The following is a 19,719-nucleotide window of genomic DNA, read 5'->3' on the forward strand; positions in this document are numbered from 1 at the left end:
ACCCGCCGGTACTCCGGAACCTGGGCGACATCCGCCAGCAACCGGCGTGTCCCGTGGATCGTTCGTGGTGATCTCCCTACCGTCGGAGAGGACCCGAGCGGACCGGGCCGGCCGAGACCGCGGCCGGCTCCGCCGGGGAGCACGGAGGAGTGGCACTCATGGCGATCCGAGGGGACGTGGCCGGGCAGGCCCTCGCACTCCCGGCCGACGGCGGGGAGATGGGTGCGGCCGCCTCGAAGCTGGACCCCGCCCGCGCGCGGCAGCGCAAGCTGCCCGAGCCGCCGCCGCTGACCCAGCACGGCCCGGCGCGGGTCATCGCGATGTGCAACCAGAAGGGCGGCGTCGGCAAGACGACGTCGACGATCAACCTGGGTGCCGCGCTGGTCGAGTACGGCCGCAAGGTGCTGCTGGTCGACCTGGACCCGCAGGGCGCGCTGTCGGTCGGCCTGGGTGTCCCCTCCCAGCAGCTGGACCGCACGATCTACAACGCCCTCATGGAGCAGCGGACCACGCTGGCCGACGTCCGCGTGCCCACCGACGTCCCGGGCCTGGACCTGGTGCCGAGCAACATCGACCTCTCCGCCGCCGAGGTGCAGCTGGTCAGCGAGGTCGCCCGCGAGCAGACGCTGCTGCGCAAGCTGGCCGACGTCCGCGACGAGTACGACTACGTCCTCATCGACTGCCAGCCGTCGCTGGGCCTGCTCACGGTCAACGCCCTGACCGCGGCGCACGGCGTGGTCATCCCGCTGGAGTGCGAGTTCTTCTCGCTGCGCGGCGTGGCGCTGCTGGTCGACACGATCGACAAGGTGCGCGAGCGGCTCAACCCCGAGCTGGAGATCTCCGGGATCCTCGCCACGATGTACGACACCCGGACCGTGCACTGCCGGGAGGTGTTCAGCCGGGTGGTCGAGGCCTTCGGCGACACCGTGTTCCAGACGGTCATCCAGCGCACCGTGCGCTTCCCGGAGACGACCGTCGCCGGCCAGCCGATCACCACCTGGGCGCCGACCTCGTCGGGTGCGGCCGCCTACCGCGACCTGGCCAAGGAGGTCATCGCCCTGTGACGCGTCGCCCCGTCCTCCCCGGCGCGGCCGAGCTGTTCCGCCGCACCGACGTGCCGCAGGCGGAGGTCACCGAGCTGCCGAGCGTGAGCTCGGCGGTCAGCTCCCCGGCGCTGCGGGGTTCCCGCCGCGCGGCGGAGACGGCCCCCGACGACGAGTCGCCCGCCCCGCTCACGCTGGTCCCCGGCGGCGCGCCGGCCGACGCGCTGGCCGCCTTCCGCGCGCCGGCGCCGGCTCCCGCCCCCGGCGCCCGCACCCGGGGCAAGCCCGCCCGGGCGGCGGGCAACGGCCGCACCCGGCACGACGAGAAGATCACCGTCTACCTCTCCGCCGAGGAGCTGCTGGCGCTGGAGAGCGCCCGGCTCACGCTGCGCGCCCAGCACGGCGTGGCCGCCGACCGCGGCCGCATCGTGCGCGAGGCGATCGCGGTGCTGCTCGCCGACCTCGAGGAGCAGGGCGAGGACTCGGTGCTCGTCCGCCGCCTGCGCGGCTGACGGAGGCGCCCCGTGCCCCCCGCCGCGCACACGCTCGCGGCGGGCCCCTGCACGGAGGCCAGGGCGCATACGCTTGCTCCCCGTGAGCGGTGAGGTGCAGGCGGTGGCGGAGCGCCCGGCGGAGCCGGCGCGCTTCACCGTGCGGCTCACCAACTTCGAGGGCCCGTTCGACCTGCTGCTGCAGCTGATCGGCAAGCACCAGCTCGACGTCACCGAGATCGCCCTGTCGGTGGTCACCGACGAGTTCATCGCCCACCTGCGGGCGCTCGGCGACGTGCTCGACCTCGACCAGGCCAGCGAGTTCCTCGTCGTCGCCTCCACCCTGCTCGACCTCAAGGCCGCGCGGCTGCTGCCCGCCGCCGAGATCGAGGACGAGGAGGACCTCGAGCTGCTCGAGGCCCGCGACCTGCTGTTCGCCCGGCTGCTGCAGTACCGCGCCTACAAGCAGGCCGCCGCGTTCCTCCGCGAGCGCGAGACCGTCGCCGCCGGCCGGTACCCCCGCGAGGCGCCGCTGGAGCCACGGTTCGCCGAGCTGCTGCCCGAGGTGCTGCTCGGCGTCACCCCCGAGCGGTTCGCCGCGCTCGCCGCGAAGGCGCTCACGCCGAGGGAGCCGCCGACCGTCGGCGTCTCGCACCTGCACGCGCCGCCGGTGAGCGTGGCCGAGCAGCTGCTCGCCGTCCGCACCGCGCTCATCGGCGCCGGGACGCTCACCTTCCGCGCGCTGACCGCCGAGTGCGGCTCGACCCTGGAGGTCGTGGCCCGCTTCCTCGCCCTGCTGGAGCTCTACCGCCAGCAGCGGGTCACCTTCACCCAGCTGACGCCGCTGGGGGAGCTGCACGTGCGGTGGACCGGCCCGGTGCCCTCCGGTCCCGCCGACCCGGCCGCGGAGGACCCGGCCGACGACGTCGCGACGGAGGACCTGCCGTGAGCGACCGGCCGGGTGAGCAGGAGCCGGACGGGCGGGAGGTGGAGGGGCGGGGCCCGATCTCCTGGGAGGCCCTGGCCGCCGAGCTCGAGGCCACCCGCGAGCGGGACCCCGACCGCCCCGACGCGGCCGACCCCGCGGTGTGGGACGCCGTCGCCGCGGAGCTCGCCGCCCGCGTCGCCGAGCGGCCGGCCCCGGGTCACGACGACGTCCCGCCGGTCCCCGAGGAGCCGCTGGTCCTCCCGGGGATGCCCGAGCCCGAGCCGGCGCCGGCACCCGAGCCGGAGCCGGAGGTGGCGCTCGACCCGGCGGAGCTGCGCGGCGGGCTGGAGGCGCTGCTGTTCGTGGCCGACGGGCCGGTCGACGAGGCGACGCTGGCCGGCGCGCTCCGCTGCCCGGTCGCCCGGGTGCGCACCGCGCTGGCCGACCTCGCCGCCGACCACGACGCGCGCCGGTCCGGCATCACGCTGCGCCGGGTGGGGGAGGGCTGGCGGTTCTACACCCGCGAGGAGTTCGCGCCCGTCGTCGAGCGGCACCTCGCGGAGGGGCAGCGGACCCGGCTGACCCAGGCGGCGCTGGAGACCCTCGCCGTCATCGCCTACCGGCAGCCGGTCACCCGCGCGCGGGTGTCGGCGATCCGCGGGGTCGGCGTCGACGGCGTCATGCGCACCCTGCTCGCCCGCGGCCTGGTCGCCGAGGTCGGCACCGACCCCGACAGCGGCGGCGGCCTCTACGGCACGACGCCGCTGTTCCTCGAGCGGCTCGGGCTCACCGGCCTCGACGAGCTCCCGCCGCTGGCGCCGCTGCTGCCCGACCCCACCGCGCTGGCCCGGGAGGAGGACCCGGACCGGTGAGCGTCCTCCCGCACCGACCGGCTCCCGCCGCGGGGGTGGGAGACTGGGCGCGACATGGACACCGCACCGCACAGCGACGAGTACACCGACCCGGACGAGACCCCCGGCACACCCGGCGGTGAGGGCTGGTCGGAGGACATGGAGCTCGCCCCGGCCCACCCCGGCGACCGCGAGCCGTCCGCCGCGCCGGAGGAGCGCGAGGGGGAGCGGCTGCAGAAGGTGCTCGCCCGCGCCGGCGTCGGCTCCCGCCGCGTCTGCGAGGAGATGATCGACCGCGGCCGGATCAGCGTGAACGGCCGCGTCGTCACCGTGCAGGGCATGCGGGTCGACCCGCACACCGACAAGATCGCCGTCGACGGCCGGCGGATCGAGCTGCGCGACGACCGGGTCACCTACGCGCTGAACAAGCCGGCGGGCGTCATCACCGCGATGAGCGACGACCGGGACCGGCCCACCGTCGGCGACATGATCGGCGACCTCGCGCCCGGGCTGGTGCACGTCGGCCGGCTCGACCAGGACACCGAGGGCCTGCTGCTGGTCACCAACGACGGCGAGCTGGCGCACCGGCTGGCGCACCCCTCCTACGAGGTGCGCAAGACCTACCTGGCGCAGGTGTCCGGGTCGATCCCGCGCGACCTGCACCGCCGGCTGCGCGCCGGGATCGAGCTCGACGACGGCCCGGTGAAGGTGGACGCCTTCCACGTCGTGGACACCCACGCCGGCCAGTCGGTCGTCGAGGTGGTGCTGCACGAGGGGCGCAAGCACATCGTCCGGCGGCTGCTCGATGCGGTGGGCCTGCCGGTGTCCCGGCTCACCCGCACCGCGATCGGCCCGATCTCGCTGCAGCGGATGCGCAGCGGCTCGATCCGCCGGCTCACCCGCCAGGAGGTCGGCGCGCTCGAGGAGCTCGTCGGGCTCTGACGGAGGACCCCGGCCCGGTCAGGACGCCTGCCCCGGAGGGGCGGTGGACGCCCGCAGCAGCAGCGAGGTGGTCAGCGTGCGGTGCCGCTCGGGGAGCTCCTTGCCGGACATGAGGGCCAGGAGCATCTCCGCGGCCTCCTGGCCCATCCGCCGGATCGGCTGCTGCACCGTGGTCAGCGGGGGATCGGCGAGTGCGGACTCCGGGATGTTGTCGAAGCCCACCACCGAGAGCTGACGCGGCACGTCCAGCCCCAGCTCGGTCGCGACCTCCAGCGTCGCCAGCGCCGAGAGGTCGTTGGCCGCGAAGACCGCGGTCGGTGGCTCGGGGCGCGTGAGCAGCTCGCGGGCCGCGTCCCGCGCCAGCTCCGGATCGAAGCCGCCGGACCGCACCAGCGTCTCGTCCACGGGCAGCCCCGCGGCGCCGAGCGCGTCGCGGTAGCCCTGCTCGCGTTGCTGTGCGGACAGCAGGTCCGACCGTCCGGTGATCATGCCGATCCGGGTGTGTCCGCACGCGAGCAGGTGCTCCACGCCGACCCGCGCACCCTGCAGGTTGTCCGCAGTCACCGAGGGCAGCCGCGACGGCCCGGCCTGCGGATCGACCGCCACCACCGGTCCGTCGGCCGGGACGTCCGTCACGGTCGGCGTGACGAGCACGGCACCGTCGACGAGCGTCGCCATCAGCCGGCTCAGCGATCGGCGCTCCCACCCCGTGTGCGCCTCGACGTGCCCGCCGGCGGAGTAGGCGATCAGTTCGTAGCCGGAGCCGTGGACGGCGTCGGCCACCCCCTTGAGGACCTCGGTGCTGAAGGGCTCGAAGTCCATGACGAGGAGGCCGATGACGTTGGTACGGCGGTTGCGCAGGCTGCGTGCGACGAGGCTCGCCTCGTAGCCGAGGCGATCGATCACCCGGGCCACATGGTCGACGGTCTCGGCGGACACGCCGTACCGCCCGTTGATGACCTTCGACACGGTGGAGATCGAGACGCCGGCCTCCGCGGCCACCTGCTGCATCGTCACCCGGCCGCGGAGGGACGGCGCGGGAGGGTGCCCGTCGGTCGTCCCGTTGCCCGGCCCCCCGAGGAGGGCGGAGCCGACGACGTCGTCACTCGGGGAGTCGAGCTGCATGGGTCAACCTCTTCTCGGTCGGGCCCTCGGTGGTCGGATCGCCGGGGGTGGGTGCGGCGCGGTCCTGGACAGTGCACTGTCGAGGACAGCGCACTGTCCAGGAAGTCGGACACGGAGCACCCGGGGCGGAGCCGGTCCGCACGGCTCCGGGCGCCGGAGCCGGCTCAGCCCTTGACCGCCCCCTGCAGCCCGCCCACGATGCGCCGCTGCATGGCCAGGAACAGCATCAGCGCCGGGATCATCGCGATGGTCGTGAACGCCAGCACCCCCGCGGTGTCGGCCGAGTGCTCGGTCGAGTAGTCGGCCACGCCCAGCGGGAGGGTGCGCATCTCCCCCTGGAGCAGCAGCAGCGGCAGGAGGTAGGCGTTCCAGGACGCGACGAAGGCGAGGACGCCGACCGTGACCAGCCCGGGCATCGACAGCGGCAGCGCCATCCGCCAGAAGATGCCGATCCGGGAGGCGCCGTCGATCATGGCCGCCTCCTCGACCTCCCGGGGCAGCGCCATCAGGAAGGGCCGCAGGATCACGACCGTGGTCGGCAGCGCGAACGCCGCCTGCGGCAGGGCGACCCCCCACCAGGTGTTGCCCAGCTGCAGGTCGCGCGTCACGAGGATGAACAGCGGAACGATCGCCACGGCCGCCGGGAAGAGCAACCCCAGGACGAACACCATGAACAGCGGTTCCCGGAACCTGAACTGGTAGCGCGCCAAGGGGTAGGCGGCCATCACGCCCGCCAGCACCGCCACGGCCGTGGTGAGGAGGGCGATCACCGTGGAGTTCAGCGCGTACTGCCAGAAGTCCGGGTTGGTGACGACGCCGGTGTAGTTCTCCAGCACCCACGGGTCGGGGAGCCCGGCGGGGTCCCGCGCCAGCTGCTCGTTGCTGCGGAAGCCGCCGAGTGCGCCGTAGAGCACCGGCCCCAGCGTGAGCGCCACGACCGCGAGCGCCACCAGGTAGACCAGCGGGCCGCCCCGCCCGTACGTCGTCGCCCGTCGGGCCATCACCGGGCACTCCTCTCGCGTGTCTCGTCCACCGGGTTCACGTGTCCGCCTTCGTGTCGCGGCGCAGCACCAGCAGCTGGTACGCGACGGCCATCGCGAACCCGATCAGGAACAGCACGACCGACGCGGCTCCGGCGATCCCGAAGTTGCTCCGCTGCGTGCCCTGGCTGACCAGGTACGTCGCCATCGTCGTCGTCGCGTTCGCCGGCCCCCCACCGGTGAGGATCCAGACCATGTCGAACAGCTGCAGGGAGCCGATCATGGACAGGAAGACCCAGGTCCGGATCGTGGGCGCGAGCAGCGGGATCGAGATGCGGCGCTGGACCTGCCACCACGAGGCACCGTCGAGCTGCGCGGCCTCGTGGAGCTCGTCGGGGACCCCCTGCAGCCCGGCCAGGAAGAGGAGAACGGCCAGGCCGAGGTACTTCCACGTGAGCACGACGAACACCGTGGCCAGGGCCAGGTCGGGGGTGCCGAGGAAGCCCTGCGCGGGGACCGGGAACCCCACCGACGTCAGCATGGTCTCGAGGAGGCCGGACCGGGGCTGCAGCAGCTGGAACCACACGACGCCGGCGATCACCTCGGCCAGCACGTACGGGACGAAGATGATCGTCCGCAGCAGGCCTCGCGCCCTGATGCGCCGGTTGAGCAGCAGCGCCAGCGCCAGTCCCAGCGGCAGCTGCACGAGGATCGACGCGAAGACGATGATGAAGTTGTGCACGACCGCGTCGGTGAAGACGTCGTCGGCCAGCACTCGGACGTAGTTCTGCAGGCCGACGAAGTCCACCATCGGGCCGAAGCCCTTCCAGCGGTAGAACGACATCCGGGCTGCGGAGAAGACCGGGTAGACGACGAAGATCGCCATCAGCGCCAGGGCCGGCGCCACGAAGAAGAGGATCTCCAGGCGCTTCCGGCCCCTGTCACGACCGGAACGGCCGGTCACCCGGCGCGCCTGCGCGCGCCGGGTGACCGCTGTCCCCGGGTCAGCCGCCGTCACGGCGCCCTGGGAGGTCATCGTCGGATCACCCCTCCTGGTCGGCGGCCTGCTGGGTCTGGTCCACGATGTCCTGCGGCGTCGCCTCGCCCGCGAACTGCAGCGCGATCGCGTCGTTCATCGCACCACCGACCGACGCCCCGAACGCGGTGTCGAAGTACAGCTGGACGTACGGCGCCGCATCGCGGACCTCGAGCAGCTGGGCGAGCGCCGGGTCGGAGACCGAGCCGTAGGCGGCCGGGTTCGTCGGGAGACCCATGTCGTTCCCGGCGAAGCCCGTCTGCACCTCGTCGGAGAGCAGGTACTTCACCAGGTCGACCGCCTCGTCCGGGGCCTCCTGCGCCACGGCCCACGCGTCGCCGCCACCGAGCTGGGCCTGGGGGTCACCCTCGCCGCCCTCGACCGCCGGGAACGGGAACCAGCCGGTCCTGTCGCCGAGACCCTGGCCGTCCTCGGTGAGGCCCTGCATGACGCCGGGCTCCCAGTGGCCCGTCAGCTCCATCGCGACCTGCCCGGTCGCGAGCAGGCCGGAGGCCGACGTGGCGCCCTCCTGTGCCGGCGTCGTCAGGAAGCCGGGGTTGAACGGCTCGGTGTCGATCAGCCTCTGGACCTCCTCGCCCGCCTGGACGAAGCACGGGTCGGAGAAGTCGAGGCTGGTGACCGCGTCGGTCAGCACGTCCTCGGAGCAGGCGCGCACCGCCGCGTAGTACCAGTAGTGGGCGGCGGGCCACTTGTCGCCCGCGCCGAGCGAGATCGGCGTGATGCCGGCGCCCTTCAGGGTCTCGATCGTGGAGACCAGCTCCTCCATCGTGGTCGGCGGTGCCGTGATGCCCGCCTGCTGGAAGAGCTCGGTGTTGTACCAGAAGCCCACGACGCCGACGGAGAACGGCAGCGCGTAGGTCTTGTCGTCGACCTGCCAGCCGGCGACGGAGCCGCCGATCTTGTCGACCTCCTCCGCCGCGTCCTCGGAGAGGTCGCGCACCAGGCCGGCCTCCACGTGGTCGGCCAGCTCGCCGCCGCCGCGCTCCATGTAGACGTCCGGCACGTCGCCGCTCTGGAAGGCGGCCTCGAGCTTGTCGACCATGTCCTCGTGGGCCATGGCGACGACCTCGACCTCCACGCCCGGGTTGGCGGCCTCGAAGTCCGCGGCCACCTGCTCGTAGTAGCCCTTGCCGGGCTCGTTGTTCGAGTTGTGCCACCAGGTGATCGTGTTGTCGTCGCCTCCCGAGGCGCTGCTGTCGCCACCGCCGCAGGCAGTGGCCGTCAGCAGCACCGCGCTGCTGCACAGCACCGAGAGAGCTGCTCGCCCCGTACGCCGCATATCTGACCCCTTCGTCACTCCGTACGCCTCGGTGGCGTGGAACACATTCGAAGAAGGTGGCAGCCGGGTCTTGCGCTGTCAATCGTTGTCGATAACGATTTCGGGGTGACCTGCTCCACATCCACCCTCGCCGACGTCCGGTGCTCCGAGGCGACGCTGACCGTGCGCCACGCCGACGGCTCGCCCTGCGCGGACCGGGAGGTGGTGGTCCAGCAGGTGCGGCACGACTTCGCCTTCGGCAACATCGGCTTCGACTTCGTGGGGCTGGCCAACGGGGAGCGGGGCGAGTCCCGGGAGAACGTCTTCGGCGGAGCCGACCCGGCGGCGGCCGAGCGGCTCGAGCACCTCTGGCTCGACCTGTTCAACACCGCCACCCTCCCGTTCTACTGGGCCGGCTTCGAGCCGGTGGAGGGGCAGCCCGACACCCGCCGCCTGCAGGCCGCGGCAGCGTGGTTCCGGGAACGGGGCGTGTCCGTCAAGGGCCACCCGCTGGTCTGGCACACGCTCGCCCCGGACTGGCTCAGGGAGTACTCCGACCAGGAGGTCGAGGAGATCGTGCGGGCGCGGGTCCGGCGGGAGGTCGGGTCCTTCGCGGGGCTGGTCGACACCTGGGACGCGATCAACGAGGTCGTGATCATGCCGGTCTTCGCGAACGAGGACAGGCAGAACGCGATCACCCGTCTGTGCCGCCGCATCGGTCGCATCCCGACCATCCGCCTGGCCTTCGAGGAGGCGCGCGCGGCGAACCCCGCGACCACGCTGGTCCTCAACGACTTCAACCTCTCGACGGCGTACGAGTGCCTCGTCGAGGGAGTCCTCGAGGCCGGGGTGCAGGTGGACGCGATCGGTCTGCAGAGCCACATGCACCAGGGCTACTGGGGCGAGGAGCGGACGCTGGAGGTCCTGGAGCGGTTCGCCCGTTACGGCCTCCCGCTGCACTGGACCGAGACGACGCTGGTGTCCGGGGACCTGATGCCGCCGGAGATCGTGGACCTGAACGACCACCAGGTCGACGAGTGGCCGTCGACGCCCGAGGGCGAGGAGCGACAGGCCGACGACGTCGTCCGCCACTACCGGACGCTCCTGTCGCACCCCGCGGTCCAGGCCGTGACCTACTGGGGCATCACCGACCGGGGGGCCTGGCTCGGCGCCCCCGCGGGCCTGGTGCGCGCCGACGGCAGTCCCAAGCCGGCGTACGACGCCCTCCGCGGCCTGGTCAAGGGGGAGTGGTGGCTGGCGCCGACCCGGCTGCGCACCGATGGCGAGGGCCGGGTGTCGGTGCGCGGGTGGGCCGGTGACTACCTGGTGTCGGCGGGGGACGGCTCCGGGTCCTGGACGCTGCGGCACGACGCGCTGCGGCCGGAGGTCACCCTGACCTGACCGCTGCACCGACCACCCAGCACCGCCGGCGACGCCGGCCCACCGCGATCGCAACGACGAGATTGGACGGACTCCCGAGGGCATGGGCACCAACGACGAGATCGGCAAGGACACCGGACAGGCGCCGTGGCGGAATCCCGCCGTCCCCGCGGAGGACCGGGTCGCAGACCTCGTCGCACGCATGACGCTGGAGGAGAAGGTCGCCCAGCTGTACGGCGTCTGGGTGGGCATCGACGAGACCGAGGGCGAGGTGGCCCCGCACCAGCACGACATGGCCGCGGCGCCGGTGGACTGGAACGAGCTGATCCGCAGCGGGCTGGGGCAGCTGACCCGGCCGTTCGGGACCGCGCCCGTCGACCCGTTCGTGGGGGCCAAGGGCCTGGCGGAGAGCCAGCGGCAGATCGTGGCGGCCGGCCGCTTCGGGATCCCCGCGCTGGTGCACGAGGAGTGCCTCACGGGTCTCGCGGCGTGGACGGCGACCGTCTTCCCCTCGCCGCTGTGCTGGGCGGCCAGCTTCGACCCGGACCTGGTCGAGCGGATGGGCGCGCTCATCGGGGAGGGCATGCGCCGGCTCGGCGTCCACCAGGGGCTCGCCCCGGTCCTGGACGTCGCCCGAGACCTGCGCTGGGGACGGGTCGAGGAGACCATGGGCGAGGACCCGCACCTCGTGGGCACGATCGGCAGCGCCTACGTCCGCGGCCTGGAGTCCAGCGGCGTCGTCGCGACCCTCAAGCACTTCGTCGGCTACTCCGCCTCCCGCGCGGGGCGCAACCTCGCGCCGGTCTCCGCGGGCCCGCGTGAGATCGCCGACGTGTTCCTCCCGCCGTTCGAGATGGCCCTGCGGGCGGGTGCGCGGTCGGTGATGAACTCCTACACCGACATCGACGGCGTGCCCGCCGCGGCGGACCCGGCGCTGCTCACGTCCCTGTTGCGGGAGACCTACGGGTTCACCGGCACCGTCGTCGCCGACTACTTCTCGATCGCCTTCCTCCAGACCCTGCACGGCGTGGCGGCCTCGCCGGCGGAGGCGGCCGCGCGTGCCCTGGAGGCGGGGATCGACGTGGAGCTGCCGACCGTGAACTGTTACGGCCGGCCGCTGGTCGAGGCGGTGCGGAGCGGAGCCGTGGACGAGGGCCTGGTGGACCGGGCGCTCCGCCGGGTCCTGCTGCAGAAGTGCGAGCTCGGCCTGCTCGACGCCGGCTGGTCCCCGGACTCGCCGGCGGTCCTGGAGGGAGCGGTGAGCCTGGACTCCGAGGAGTCCCGGGCCGTCGCCGGGGAGCTCGCCCGCCGCTCGGTCGTGCTGCTCGCCAACGACGGGACGTTGCCGCTGCGGCCCGGACTGCGCCTGGCGGTGGTCGGTCCCCGCGCCGACACCGCCCAGGCGATGCTCGGCTGCTACTCGTTCCCCATGCACGTCGGCGTGCACCACCCGGACGTGCCGGTGGGCGTCGACATCCCGACGCTCGCCGACGCGCTGAAGGCGGCCCCGGAGGCGTTCGACGTCGTCGTCGCGGAGGGCTGCCCGGTGCTGGGTGGCGACGACGAGGGGATCTCGGCCGCCGCGCGAGCCGCGGCCGACGCCGACGTGTGCGTCGCCGTCCTCGGCGACAAGGCGGGCCTGTTCGGCAACGGCACCTCGGGGGAGGGCTGCGACGCCGTGGACCTCCGGCTCCCCGGCCGCCAGGAGGAGCTGCTGGAGGCCCTGCTCGCCACGGGCACCCCGGTCGTGCTGGTGCTGCTCGCCGGCCGCCCGTACGAGCTCTCCCGGCAGGTCGACCGGCTCGCCGCCGTGGTGTGCGGGTTCTTCCCCGGGGAGGAGGGCGGTCCGGCGATCGCCGACGTCCTCAGCGGGCGGGTGGGCCCCTCGGGCCGGCTGCCGGTCAGCTTCCCGCGTGCGGACAGCAGCCAGCCCGGGACCTACCTCGCGGCGCCCCTGGGCCGGCGCAGCGACGTCAGCGTGGTGGACCCGACCCCGCTGTTCCCCTTCGGCCACGGGCTGGGGTACGGCTCGGCGACCTGGGCGGGTGTCCGGTCGGTCAGCGGACCGGAGTGGGGCACCGACGGGACCAGCGAGCTCGAGGTCGAGCTCCGCAACGACACCGACCGCGAGGTCACCGAGGTCGTGCAGGTCTACCTGCACGACGTCGCGGCCGAGGTGGTCCGGCCGGTGCAGGCGCTCGTCGCCGCCCGGCGGGTCGACCTCGCGGCGGGGTCCGCCGCCACCGTGCGGTTCACCCTGCACGCCGACCTCACGTCCTTCCCCGGACGCGACGGCAGGCGGATCGTCGAGCCGGGTGAGGTGGAACTGCGGGTGGGTGCCTCCAGCGCCGACGTGCGGGAGGTGCTGCGGTTCACCCTCACGGGCAGCCGCCGCACGGTCGGGTTCGAGCGGGTGCTGCACCCCGAGACCGCTGTCGACCCGGGAACGGCTCCCGCCTGATGCCGCAGACCGACCTCCCGCTGGAGGAGCTCCGGCGCTACCGCCCGGAGCTCCCGGCTCCGGACGACCTCTGGGACTTCTGGGAGGCGACCCTGGACGAGGCGGCCGAGCGGCCGCTGGACGTGTCGTGCACACCGGTCGACACCGGCCTGGTGACCGTCGAGACCCACGACGTGTCCTTCGCCGGTTTCGGCGGCTCCCCGGTGAGGGCCTGGCTGCACCTGCCTGCCCGCGCACTGCGGGGCGACGGCCCGCTGCCCGGGGTCGTCCAGTACCAGGGCTACAACGGCGGGCGGGGTCTGTCCCACGAGCACGTCTTCTGGGCGTCGGCGGGCTTCGCCCACCTCGTCGTCGACACCCGCGGGCAGGGGAGCGGCTGGAGCGTGGGGGACACCGGCGACCCGGTGGGCTCCGCAGCCGCCCAGCCGGGGTTCCTGACCCGTGGCGTGCTGTCCCCGCAGGAGTACTACTACCGGCGGGTCCACACCGACGCCACGAGGGCTCTGGAGGTGCTGCGCGGCCACCCGGAGGTCGACGGCGACCGGGTCGCGGTGACCGGCATCAGCCAGGGCGGCGGCATCGCGCTGGCCGTCTCGGCGCTCGCCCCCGGGGTGCGGGCGGTCATGCCCGACGTGCCGTTCCTCTGCGACTTCCCCCGGGCCACGCGCATCGCCGGCGGCGACCCGTACGCCGAGATCGTGCGGTACCTCAAGGCCCACCGCGACCGCGTGGACCGCGTCTTCCGGACGCTCGCCTACTTCGACGGCGCGGTCCTCGGCCGCCGGTCGTCCGCGCCGGCGCTGTTCTCCGTCGCCCTCATGGACGAGATCTGCCCGCCGTCGACGGTCTTCGCGGCGTACCACGCGTACGGCGGACCCAAGGAGGTCGAGGTCTACCCGTTCAACGACCACGAGGGCGGGGAGGCCCACCAGCAGCGCGTGCAGCTGGCCTGGCTGCGCAGCCGCCTCGAGGTGCGGGGCGTCTGATGCTGCGTGCACACCTCACCCTCGACCCGGCGCGACCGGTGGGCCCGGTGTCCCGCCGGCTCTTCGGCGCCTTCGTCGAGCACATGGGACGCGGCGTGTACGGCGGCATCTACGAGCCGGGGCACCCCGAGGCGGACGAGGACGGCTTCCGCCGGGACGTCATCGACCTCGTCAAGGAGATGGGGGTGACGACGGTCCGGTACCCCGGCGGGAACTTCGTCTCCGGCTTCCGGTGGGAGGACGGCGTCGGGCCGCGCGAGGACCGCCCCGTCCGGCTCAACCTCGCCTGGCACAGCACCGAGACCAACGAGGTCGGGTTGCACGAGTTCGCCTCGTGGCTGGAGAAGGTCGGCGCCGAGCTCATGCTGGCGGTGAACCTCGGTACGCGCGGCACGCTGGAAACGCTCGACCTGCTCGAGTACGCGAACGTGCCCTCCGGCACGACGCTCGCGGACCAGAGGATCCGCAACGGACGTGCCCGGCCGTTCGGCGTGCGCATGTGGTGCCTCGGCAACGAGATGGACGGTCCGTGGCAGCTCGGCCAGCTGTCCGCCGAGGACTACGGGAAGCTCGCCGCCCGGACCGCGAAGGCCATGCGCCAGCTCGATCCGGAGCTCGAGCTCGTCGCCTGCGGCTCGTCGGGCGCGACCATGCCGACCTTCGGCGAGTGGGAGCGGGCGGTCCTCACCCACGCCTACGACGACGTCGACTTCATCTCCTGCCACGCCTACTACGAGGAGAAGGACGGCGACCTCGGCTCCTTCCTCGCCTCCGCGACGGACATGGACCGCTTCATCGAGACGGTCGTCGCCACCGCCGACCACGTGAAGGCCGTGCGCAGGAGCCCGAAGACGATCGACGTGTCCTTCGACGAGTGGAACGTCTGGTACCTGTCCCAGGTGCCGGCGGGCCTCGCGAAGCGCATCGACGACTGGCCCCTCGCGCCACCCGTCAGCGAGGAGCCCTACACCGTGGCGGACGGCGTCGTCGTCGGGAACCTCCTGATGTCGCTGATCCGCCACGCGGACCGGGTGACGAGCGCCTCGATGGCCCAGCTGGTCAACGTGATCGCCCCGATCGCGGCCGAGCCGCAGGGCCCGGCGTGGCGCAAGTCGACGTTCTTCCCGTTCGCGACCACCGCCCGCCTGGCGCGGGGCGTCGCCCTCCACGTGGGCGTCGACTGCCCCGGCTACGACACCGCCGTGCACGGCGAGGTGCCCGTGGTCGACGCCGCCGCCACGGCCGACGCCGGCGCGGCCGCGCTGTTCCTCGTGAACCGCTCGCAGACGGAGGAGGCGGAGGTCACGGTCGACGTCGCAGCGCTCGGTGTGAGCACCGTCGAGGAGGCACTGACGCTGTCCGACCCGGACCCGCACGCGGCCAACACGACCGACCGGCCGGACCGGGTCCGGCTGCGGCCGAACACCCGAGCGGCTTTGATCGAGGGCAGACTCCGGGTCCGCCTGCCCCCGGTCTCCTGGACAGCCGTGTCCCTCCACTGACCGCAGGCTCCCGCTCCACCTGCACCACACCACCCACGAGAGGAACCCCCGTGTCGACACCTCAGCCCACCCGCGAGGACAAGTTCTCCTTCGGTCTCTGGACGGTCGGCTGGACGGCGCGCGACCCGTTCGGCGAGGCCACCCGCCCGGCGATCGACCCGGTCGAGAGCGTCCACAAGCTCGCCGAGCTCGGCGCCTACGGCGTCACCTTCCACGACGACGACCTGATCCCGTTCGGCAGCGACGACGCCGCCCGCACCCAGCGGATCGACGCCTTCAAGAAGGCCCTGGCCGACACCGGCCTGGTCGTGCCGATGGTGACCACCAACCTCTTCACCCACCCGGTGTTCAAGGAGGGCGGGCTCACCGCCAACGACCGCGGGGTCCGCCGCTTCGCGATGCGCAAGATCATGCGCAACATGGACCTGGCCGCCGAGCTCGGTGCGCAGACCTACGTGCTGTGGGGCGGCCGCGAGGGCACCGAGGTCGACAGCGCCAAGGACCTCAAGGCCGCGCTCGACCGCTACCGCGAGGGCATCGACACCCTCGCCCAGTACTCCGAGGACCGCGGCTACGGCCTGCGCTTCGCCCTGGAGCCCAAGCCCAACGAGCCGCGGGGCGACATCTTCCTGCCGACCATCGGCCACGCCATCGCCTTCATCAACGGCCTCGAGCACGCCGACCTGGTGGGCGTGAACCCGGAGGTCGGGCACGAGCAGATGGCCGGCCTCAACTACACGCACGGCATCGCCCAGGCGCTGTGGCAGGACAAGCTCTTCCACATCGACCTCAACGGGCAGAAGGGCCCGCGCTACGACCAGGACTTCGTCTTCGGTCACGGCGACCTGCTGAGCGCCTTCGCCACCGTCGACCTGCTGGAGAACGGCTTCCCGTCCGGCGGCGCCCGCTACGAGGGCCCCCGCCACTTCGACTACAAGCCGCTGCGCACCGAGGACGGCAAGGGCGTGTGGGAGTCGGCCGCCGCCAACATGCGCACCTACCTGCTGCTCAAGGAGCGGGCCGCCGCGTTCCGCGCCGACCCGGAGGTGCAGGAGGCCCTCGCCGACGCCGCGGTGCCCGAGCTCGCCCAGCCGACCCTCGGCGACGGCGAGTCCTACGAGCAGCTGCTGGCCGACCGCTCGGCGTTCGAGGACTTCGACGCCGAGGCCGCCGGCGCCCGCCGCGGCGGTCAGGTCCGCCTGTCGCAGCTGGCCCTCGAGCACCTGCTCGGCGCCCGCTGATGTCCCTGGTCGCGGGGGTCGACACCTCGACCCAGGCCTGCAAGGTCGTCGTCCGGGACGCGGCGTCCGGTGCCCTCGTGCGTGAGGGCCGGGCGCCGCACCCCGACGGCACCGAGGTGGCCCCCGCGGCCTGGGCGGCCGCCCTGGAGCAGGCGGTGGCGCAGGCCGGCGGGCTCGACGACGTCGCCGCCGTCGCCGTCGGCGGCCAGCAGCACGGCATGGTCTGCCTCGACGAGGACGGCCGGGTCGTGCGCGACGCGCTGCTCTGGAACGACACCCGCTCCGCCGGCGCGGCCGCCGACCTCACCCGCGAGCTCGGCGGCCCGCAGGCGTGGGCCGACGCCGTCGGCCTGGTGCCGGTGGCGTCGTTCACCGTCACCAAGCTGCGCTGGCTGGCCGAGCACGAGCCGGCCAACGCCGAGCGCACGGCCGCGGTCTGCCTGCCGCACGACTGGCTGACCTGGGTGCTCGCCGGGCAGCCGGGCAGCGGTGGCGAGGACTTCGACGCCCTGATCACCGACCGCGGCGACGCCAGCGGCACCGGCTACTGGTCGGCGGCGACGGGGGAGTACCGGCCCGACCTGCTGGAGCGCGCCTTCGGCCGCACCCCGGTGCTGCCGCGGGTGCTCGGCCCGGCCGAGGCGGCCGGCACGGTGGCGTGGGCAGGCGCCACCGGCGCCGTCCTCGGCCCCGGCACCGGCGACAACGCCGCCGCGGCGCTGGGCCTGGCGGCCGAGCCCGGCGACGTCGTCTGCTCCATCGGCACCTCCGGGGTCGTCTCGATCGTCTCCACGACGCCGGCCGCCGACGCCAGCGGCGCCGTGGCCGGGTTCGCCGACGCCACCGGCAACTACCTGCCGCTGGTGGCCACGCTCAACGCCGCCCGCGTCCTGGACGCCACCGCGCGGCTGCTCGGCGTCGGCCACGACGAGCTGTCCCGGCTGGCGCTGTCGGCCCCGGCCGGCGCCGGCGGCCTGGTCCTCGTCCCCTACCTGGAGGGCGAGCGGACGCCGGACCGCCCCGACTCCACCGGCGCGCTGCACGGGCTGACGCTCGCCACGTCCACCCCGGCCTCGCTCGCCCGCGCCGCCGTCGAGGGGCTGCTGTGCGGTCTCGCCGACGGCCTCGACGCCGTCCGCGCCACCGGCGCGGAGGTGCGGCGGGTGCTCCTGGTCGGCGGCGGCGCCCGCTCGGAGGCGGTCCGCCGGATCGCCCCCGCCGTCCTCGGCGTGCCGGTGCTCGTGCCGCCGCCGGGGGAGTACGTGGCCGACGGCGCCGCCCGCCAGGCCGCCTGGGTCCTGTCCGGCGCCGCCGCGGCGCCGGACTGGCCGCGCCCGGGCACCGAGGTGCACGAGGCAGACCCCACCCCCACCGTCCGCGAGCGCTACGCCGAGGTCCGCGACCTCACCGCGGGCCGGATCTGATCCACCCCGCACGACCGGCACCGTCGCCGTATCCACGAGGAGCAACTCCCATGGCCACTGTCACCTACGACTCCGCGACGCGCGTCTACCCCGGCGCCGAGCGGCCCGCTGTCGACGCGCTGGACCTGCAGGTCGAGGACGGCGAGTTCCTCGTCCTCGTCGGCCCGTCCGGGTGCGGCAAGTCCACGTCGCTGCGGATGCTCGCCGGCCTCGAGGACGTCGACGGCGGCCGCATCCTCATCGGCGACCGCGACGTCACCGACCTGCCGGCCAAGGACCGCGACATCGCGATGGTGTTCCAGAACTACGCGCTGTACCCGCACATGACCGTCGCCGACAACATGGCCTTCGCGCTCAAGATGGCCAAGGTCGGCAAGGCCGAGATCGGCGAGCGGGTGCGCGAGGCGGCCCGGCTGCTCGACCTCGAGCAGTACCTCGACCGCAAGCCCAAGGCCCTCTCCGGCGGGCAGCGGCAGCGCGTGGCGATGGGCCGGGCGATCGTCCGCCAGCCGCAGGTCTTCCTGATGGACGAGCCGCTGTCCAACCTCGACGCCAAGCTGCGCGTGCAGACCCGCACCCAGATCGCCGCGCTGCAGCGGCGCCTGGGCATCACCACCGTCTACGTCACCCACGACCAGGTCGAGGCCATGACGATGGGCGACCGGGTGGCCGTCCTCAAGGACGGGCTGCTCATGCAGGCGGGCCGGCCGCGGGACCTCTACGACCGGCCCCGCAACGTCTTCGTCGCGGGCTTCCTCGGGTCGCCGGCGATGAACCTCGTCGAGCTGCCCGTCGTCGACGGCGGGGTGCGCCTCGGCGACGCCGTCCACCCGGTGGAGCGGGAGCTGCTCGGCCGGGCCGGGGACCGGCTGGTGCTCGGCGTCCGCCCCGAGGACCTCGAGCTCGCCGAGCACGGCCTGCCCGTGGAGGTCGACGTCGTCGAGGAGCTCGGCGCGGACGCCTACGTGTACGGGCACGCCGACCTCGGCGACCAGCGGCATCCGATCACCGTGCGGGTCGACGGCCGCCGTCCGCCGATGAAGGGCGACCGGCTGCACGTCCGCCCGCTGTCCGGGCACGTGCACCTGTTCTCCACCGTCGACGGCGAGCGGCTCGGGTGAGCCTCCCGCCCACCGGCGAGCAGCACGTCCTCCGCCGCGGGGACGCCGAGGCCGTCGTCGTCGAGGTCGGCGGCGGCCTGCGCACCTACCGGGCCGGCGGCCGCGACGTCGTCGACGGCTACGACGTGGCCGAGATGGCCGCGGACGTGCGCGGGCACGTGCTCGCGCCCTGGCCCAACCGGCTGCGCGACGGCGTCTGGTCCTGGGACGGCCTCCGGCACGTCACCCCGGTGACCGAGCCGGAGCGCGGGACGGCGATCCACGGCCTGGTGCGGCACGTGCCCTGGCGGGTGCTCGACCGGGCCGAGGACCGGGTGGTCCTCGGGTACGTGCTGCACCCGCAGCCGGGCTACCCGTTCACCCTGCGGCTGCGGGTGGCGTGGGAGCTCACCGACGACGGCCTGCGGGTGACCACCACCGCCACCAACGAGGGCGGCACCGACCTGCCCTACGGCGAGGGCCACCACCCCTACCTCGCCGCCGGCCCGGGGCTGCGAGTCGACGACTGCACCCTCACCCTCCCCGCGGCCACCCGGCTGCTGACCGACGACCGGCTGCTGCCGGTCGGCCGCGAGCCGGTGGAGGGGACGCCGTTCGACCTGCGCGCCGGACGGCGGGTCGGCGACCTGGTGGTCGACGACTGCTTCACCGACCTCGCCCGCGACGCCGACGGCCTCGCCGAGGTGCGGCTGGTCCGCCCGGACGGCAGCGGCACCGTCGTCTGGATGGACGCCTCCTACGGGCACCTGCAGGTGTTCACCGGCGACGTCGTCGAGCCGCCGTCGCGCCGCCGGCACGGGCTCGCCGTCGAGCCGATGACCTGCCCGCCGGACGCGTTCCGCTCCGGCGAGGCGGTGCGGCGGCTGGCGCCGGGGGAGTCCACGACCGGCACCTGGGGCATCCGCCCGCTCTGACCGCCGAGGCGCGGG

The 19,719-nt window shown here is 73.9% G+C and carries 17 protein-coding genes; 13 read left to right on the top strand and 4 right to left on the bottom strand.

Annotated features, from left to right (window positions below; translation table 11 throughout):
* The first annotated feature begins 158 nt into the window (after nucleotides 1-158).
* The 5 genes from ACI8AB_RS04940 to ACI8AB_RS04960 all read left to right on the top strand — a co-directional run bounded on the left by ACI8AB_RS04940 (nucleotide 159) and on the right by ACI8AB_RS04960 (nucleotide 4,255).
* Nucleotides 159-1,064, top strand: coding sequence for a ParA family protein (locus ACI8AB_RS04940; protein ID WP_456902382.1), 906 nt, complete (start codon nucleotides 159-161; stop codon nucleotides 1,062-1,064).
* A complete protein-coding gene (locus ACI8AB_RS04945) occupies nucleotides 1,061-1,555 on the top strand; it encodes a hypothetical protein (RefSeq protein WP_387988051.1) in 495 nt (164 codons plus the stop codon). The genes ACI8AB_RS04940 and ACI8AB_RS04945 overlap by 4 nt, the downstream gene beginning before the upstream one ends.
* An 82-nt stretch (nucleotides 1,556-1,637) precedes the next feature.
* The gene (locus ACI8AB_RS04950) at nucleotides 1,638-2,483 is read left to right on the top strand and encodes a segregation and condensation protein A (RefSeq protein WP_456949167.1); all 846 of its coding nucleotides are present in this window, start codon (nucleotides 1,638-1,640) and stop codon (nucleotides 2,481-2,483) included.
* On the top strand, nucleotides 2,480-3,334 hold the full coding sequence (scpB, locus tag ACI8AB_RS04955) for an SMC-Scp complex subunit ScpB (protein WP_456949168.1): 855 nt from the start codon (nucleotides 2,480-2,482) through the stop codon (nucleotides 3,332-3,334). Before ACI8AB_RS04950 ends, scpB begins: the two co-directional genes overlap by 4 nt.
* Before the next feature lie 54 nt (nucleotides 3,335-3,388).
* On the top strand, nucleotides 3,389-4,255 hold the full coding sequence (locus ACI8AB_RS04960; RefSeq protein ID WP_456949169.1) for a pseudouridine synthase: 867 nt from the start codon (nucleotides 3,389-3,391) through the stop codon (nucleotides 4,253-4,255).
* Nucleotides 4,256-4,273: 18 nt separating this feature from the next.
* On the opposite strand, the gene ACI8AB_RS04965 is transcribed toward ACI8AB_RS04960, so the two are convergent.
* The 4 genes from ACI8AB_RS04965 to ACI8AB_RS04980 form a co-directional block, all read right to left on the bottom strand.
* On the bottom strand, nucleotides 4,274-5,380 hold the full coding sequence (locus ACI8AB_RS04965) for a LacI family DNA-binding transcriptional regulator (protein ID WP_456949170.1): 1,107 nt from the start codon (nucleotides 5,378-5,380) through the stop codon (nucleotides 4,274-4,276).
* Nucleotides 5,381-5,544: 164 nt separating this feature from the next.
* Nucleotides 5,545-6,381: a carbohydrate ABC transporter permease gene (locus ACI8AB_RS04970; RefSeq protein ID WP_456949171.1), complete on the bottom strand. Its 837-nt coding sequence runs from the start codon at nucleotides 6,379-6,381 to the stop codon at nucleotides 5,545-5,547.
* A gap of 37 nt (nucleotides 6,382-6,418) precedes the next feature.
* Nucleotides 6,419-7,324, bottom strand: a complete 906-nt coding sequence (locus ACI8AB_RS04975; protein WP_456949172.1) for a carbohydrate ABC transporter permease — start codon at nucleotides 7,322-7,324, stop codon at nucleotides 6,419-6,421.
* A 79-nt stretch (nucleotides 7,325-7,403) separates the two neighbouring features.
* Nucleotides 7,404-8,666, bottom strand: a complete 1,263-nt coding sequence (locus ACI8AB_RS04980) for an extracellular solute-binding protein (protein ID WP_456949173.1) — start codon at nucleotides 8,664-8,666, stop codon at nucleotides 7,404-7,406.
* Between the two features lie 135 nt (nucleotides 8,667-8,801).
* Here ACI8AB_RS04980 and ACI8AB_RS04985 point away from each other — a divergent pair, with 135 nt between their 5' ends.
* From ACI8AB_RS04985 to ACI8AB_RS05020, 8 genes are all read left to right on the top strand, one after another.
* Nucleotides 8,802-10,076, top strand: coding sequence for an endo-1,4-beta-xylanase (locus ACI8AB_RS04985; RefSeq protein WP_456949174.1), 1,275 nt, complete (start codon nucleotides 8,802-8,804; stop codon nucleotides 10,074-10,076).
* A gap of 82 nt (nucleotides 10,077-10,158) precedes the next feature.
* Nucleotides 10,159-12,516, top strand: coding sequence for a beta-xylosidase/alpha-l-arabinosidase (locus tag ACI8AB_RS04990; RefSeq protein ID WP_456949175.1), 2,358 nt, complete (start codon nucleotides 10,159-10,161; stop codon nucleotides 12,514-12,516).
* Nucleotides 12,516-13,502, top strand: a complete 987-nt coding sequence (locus ACI8AB_RS04995; RefSeq protein ID WP_456949176.1) for an acetylxylan esterase — start codon at nucleotides 12,516-12,518, stop codon at nucleotides 13,500-13,502. Before ACI8AB_RS04990 ends, ACI8AB_RS04995 begins: the two co-directional genes overlap by 1 nt.
* Nucleotides 13,502-15,004, top strand: coding sequence for an arabinosylfuranosidase ArfA (arfA, locus tag ACI8AB_RS05000; protein WP_456949177.1), 1,503 nt, complete (start codon nucleotides 13,502-13,504; stop codon nucleotides 15,002-15,004). The genes ACI8AB_RS04995 and arfA overlap by 1 nt, the downstream gene beginning before the upstream one ends.
* Nucleotides 15,005-15,054: 50 nt before the next feature.
* The gene (xylA, locus tag ACI8AB_RS05005) at nucleotides 15,055-16,245 is read left to right on the top strand and encodes a xylose isomerase (RefSeq protein WP_456949178.1); all 1,191 of its coding nucleotides are present in this window, start codon (nucleotides 15,055-15,057) and stop codon (nucleotides 16,243-16,245) included.
* Nucleotides 16,245-17,669, top strand: coding sequence for a xylulokinase (gene xylB / locus ACI8AB_RS05010; protein ID WP_456949179.1), 1,425 nt, complete (start codon nucleotides 16,245-16,247; stop codon nucleotides 17,667-17,669). Before xylA ends, xylB begins: the two co-directional genes overlap by 1 nt.
* Before the next feature lie 50 nt (nucleotides 17,670-17,719).
* Nucleotides 17,720-18,790 carry an ABC transporter ATP-binding protein gene (locus ACI8AB_RS05015; RefSeq protein WP_456949180.1) on the top strand — a complete coding sequence of 357 codons (1,071 nt, stop codon included), beginning with the start codon at nucleotides 17,720-17,722 and terminating at the stop codon, nucleotides 18,788-18,790.
* Nucleotides 18,787-19,704 carry an aldose 1-epimerase family protein gene (locus ACI8AB_RS05020; protein ID WP_456949181.1) on the top strand — a complete coding sequence of 306 codons (918 nt, stop codon included), beginning with the start codon at nucleotides 18,787-18,789 and terminating at the stop codon, nucleotides 19,702-19,704. Before ACI8AB_RS05015 ends, ACI8AB_RS05020 begins: the two co-directional genes overlap by 4 nt.
* The last annotated feature ends 15 nt before the right edge of the window (nucleotides 19,705-19,719 follow it).

The sequence above is a fragment of the Geodermatophilus sp. SYSU D00698 genome (assembly GCF_054050335.1).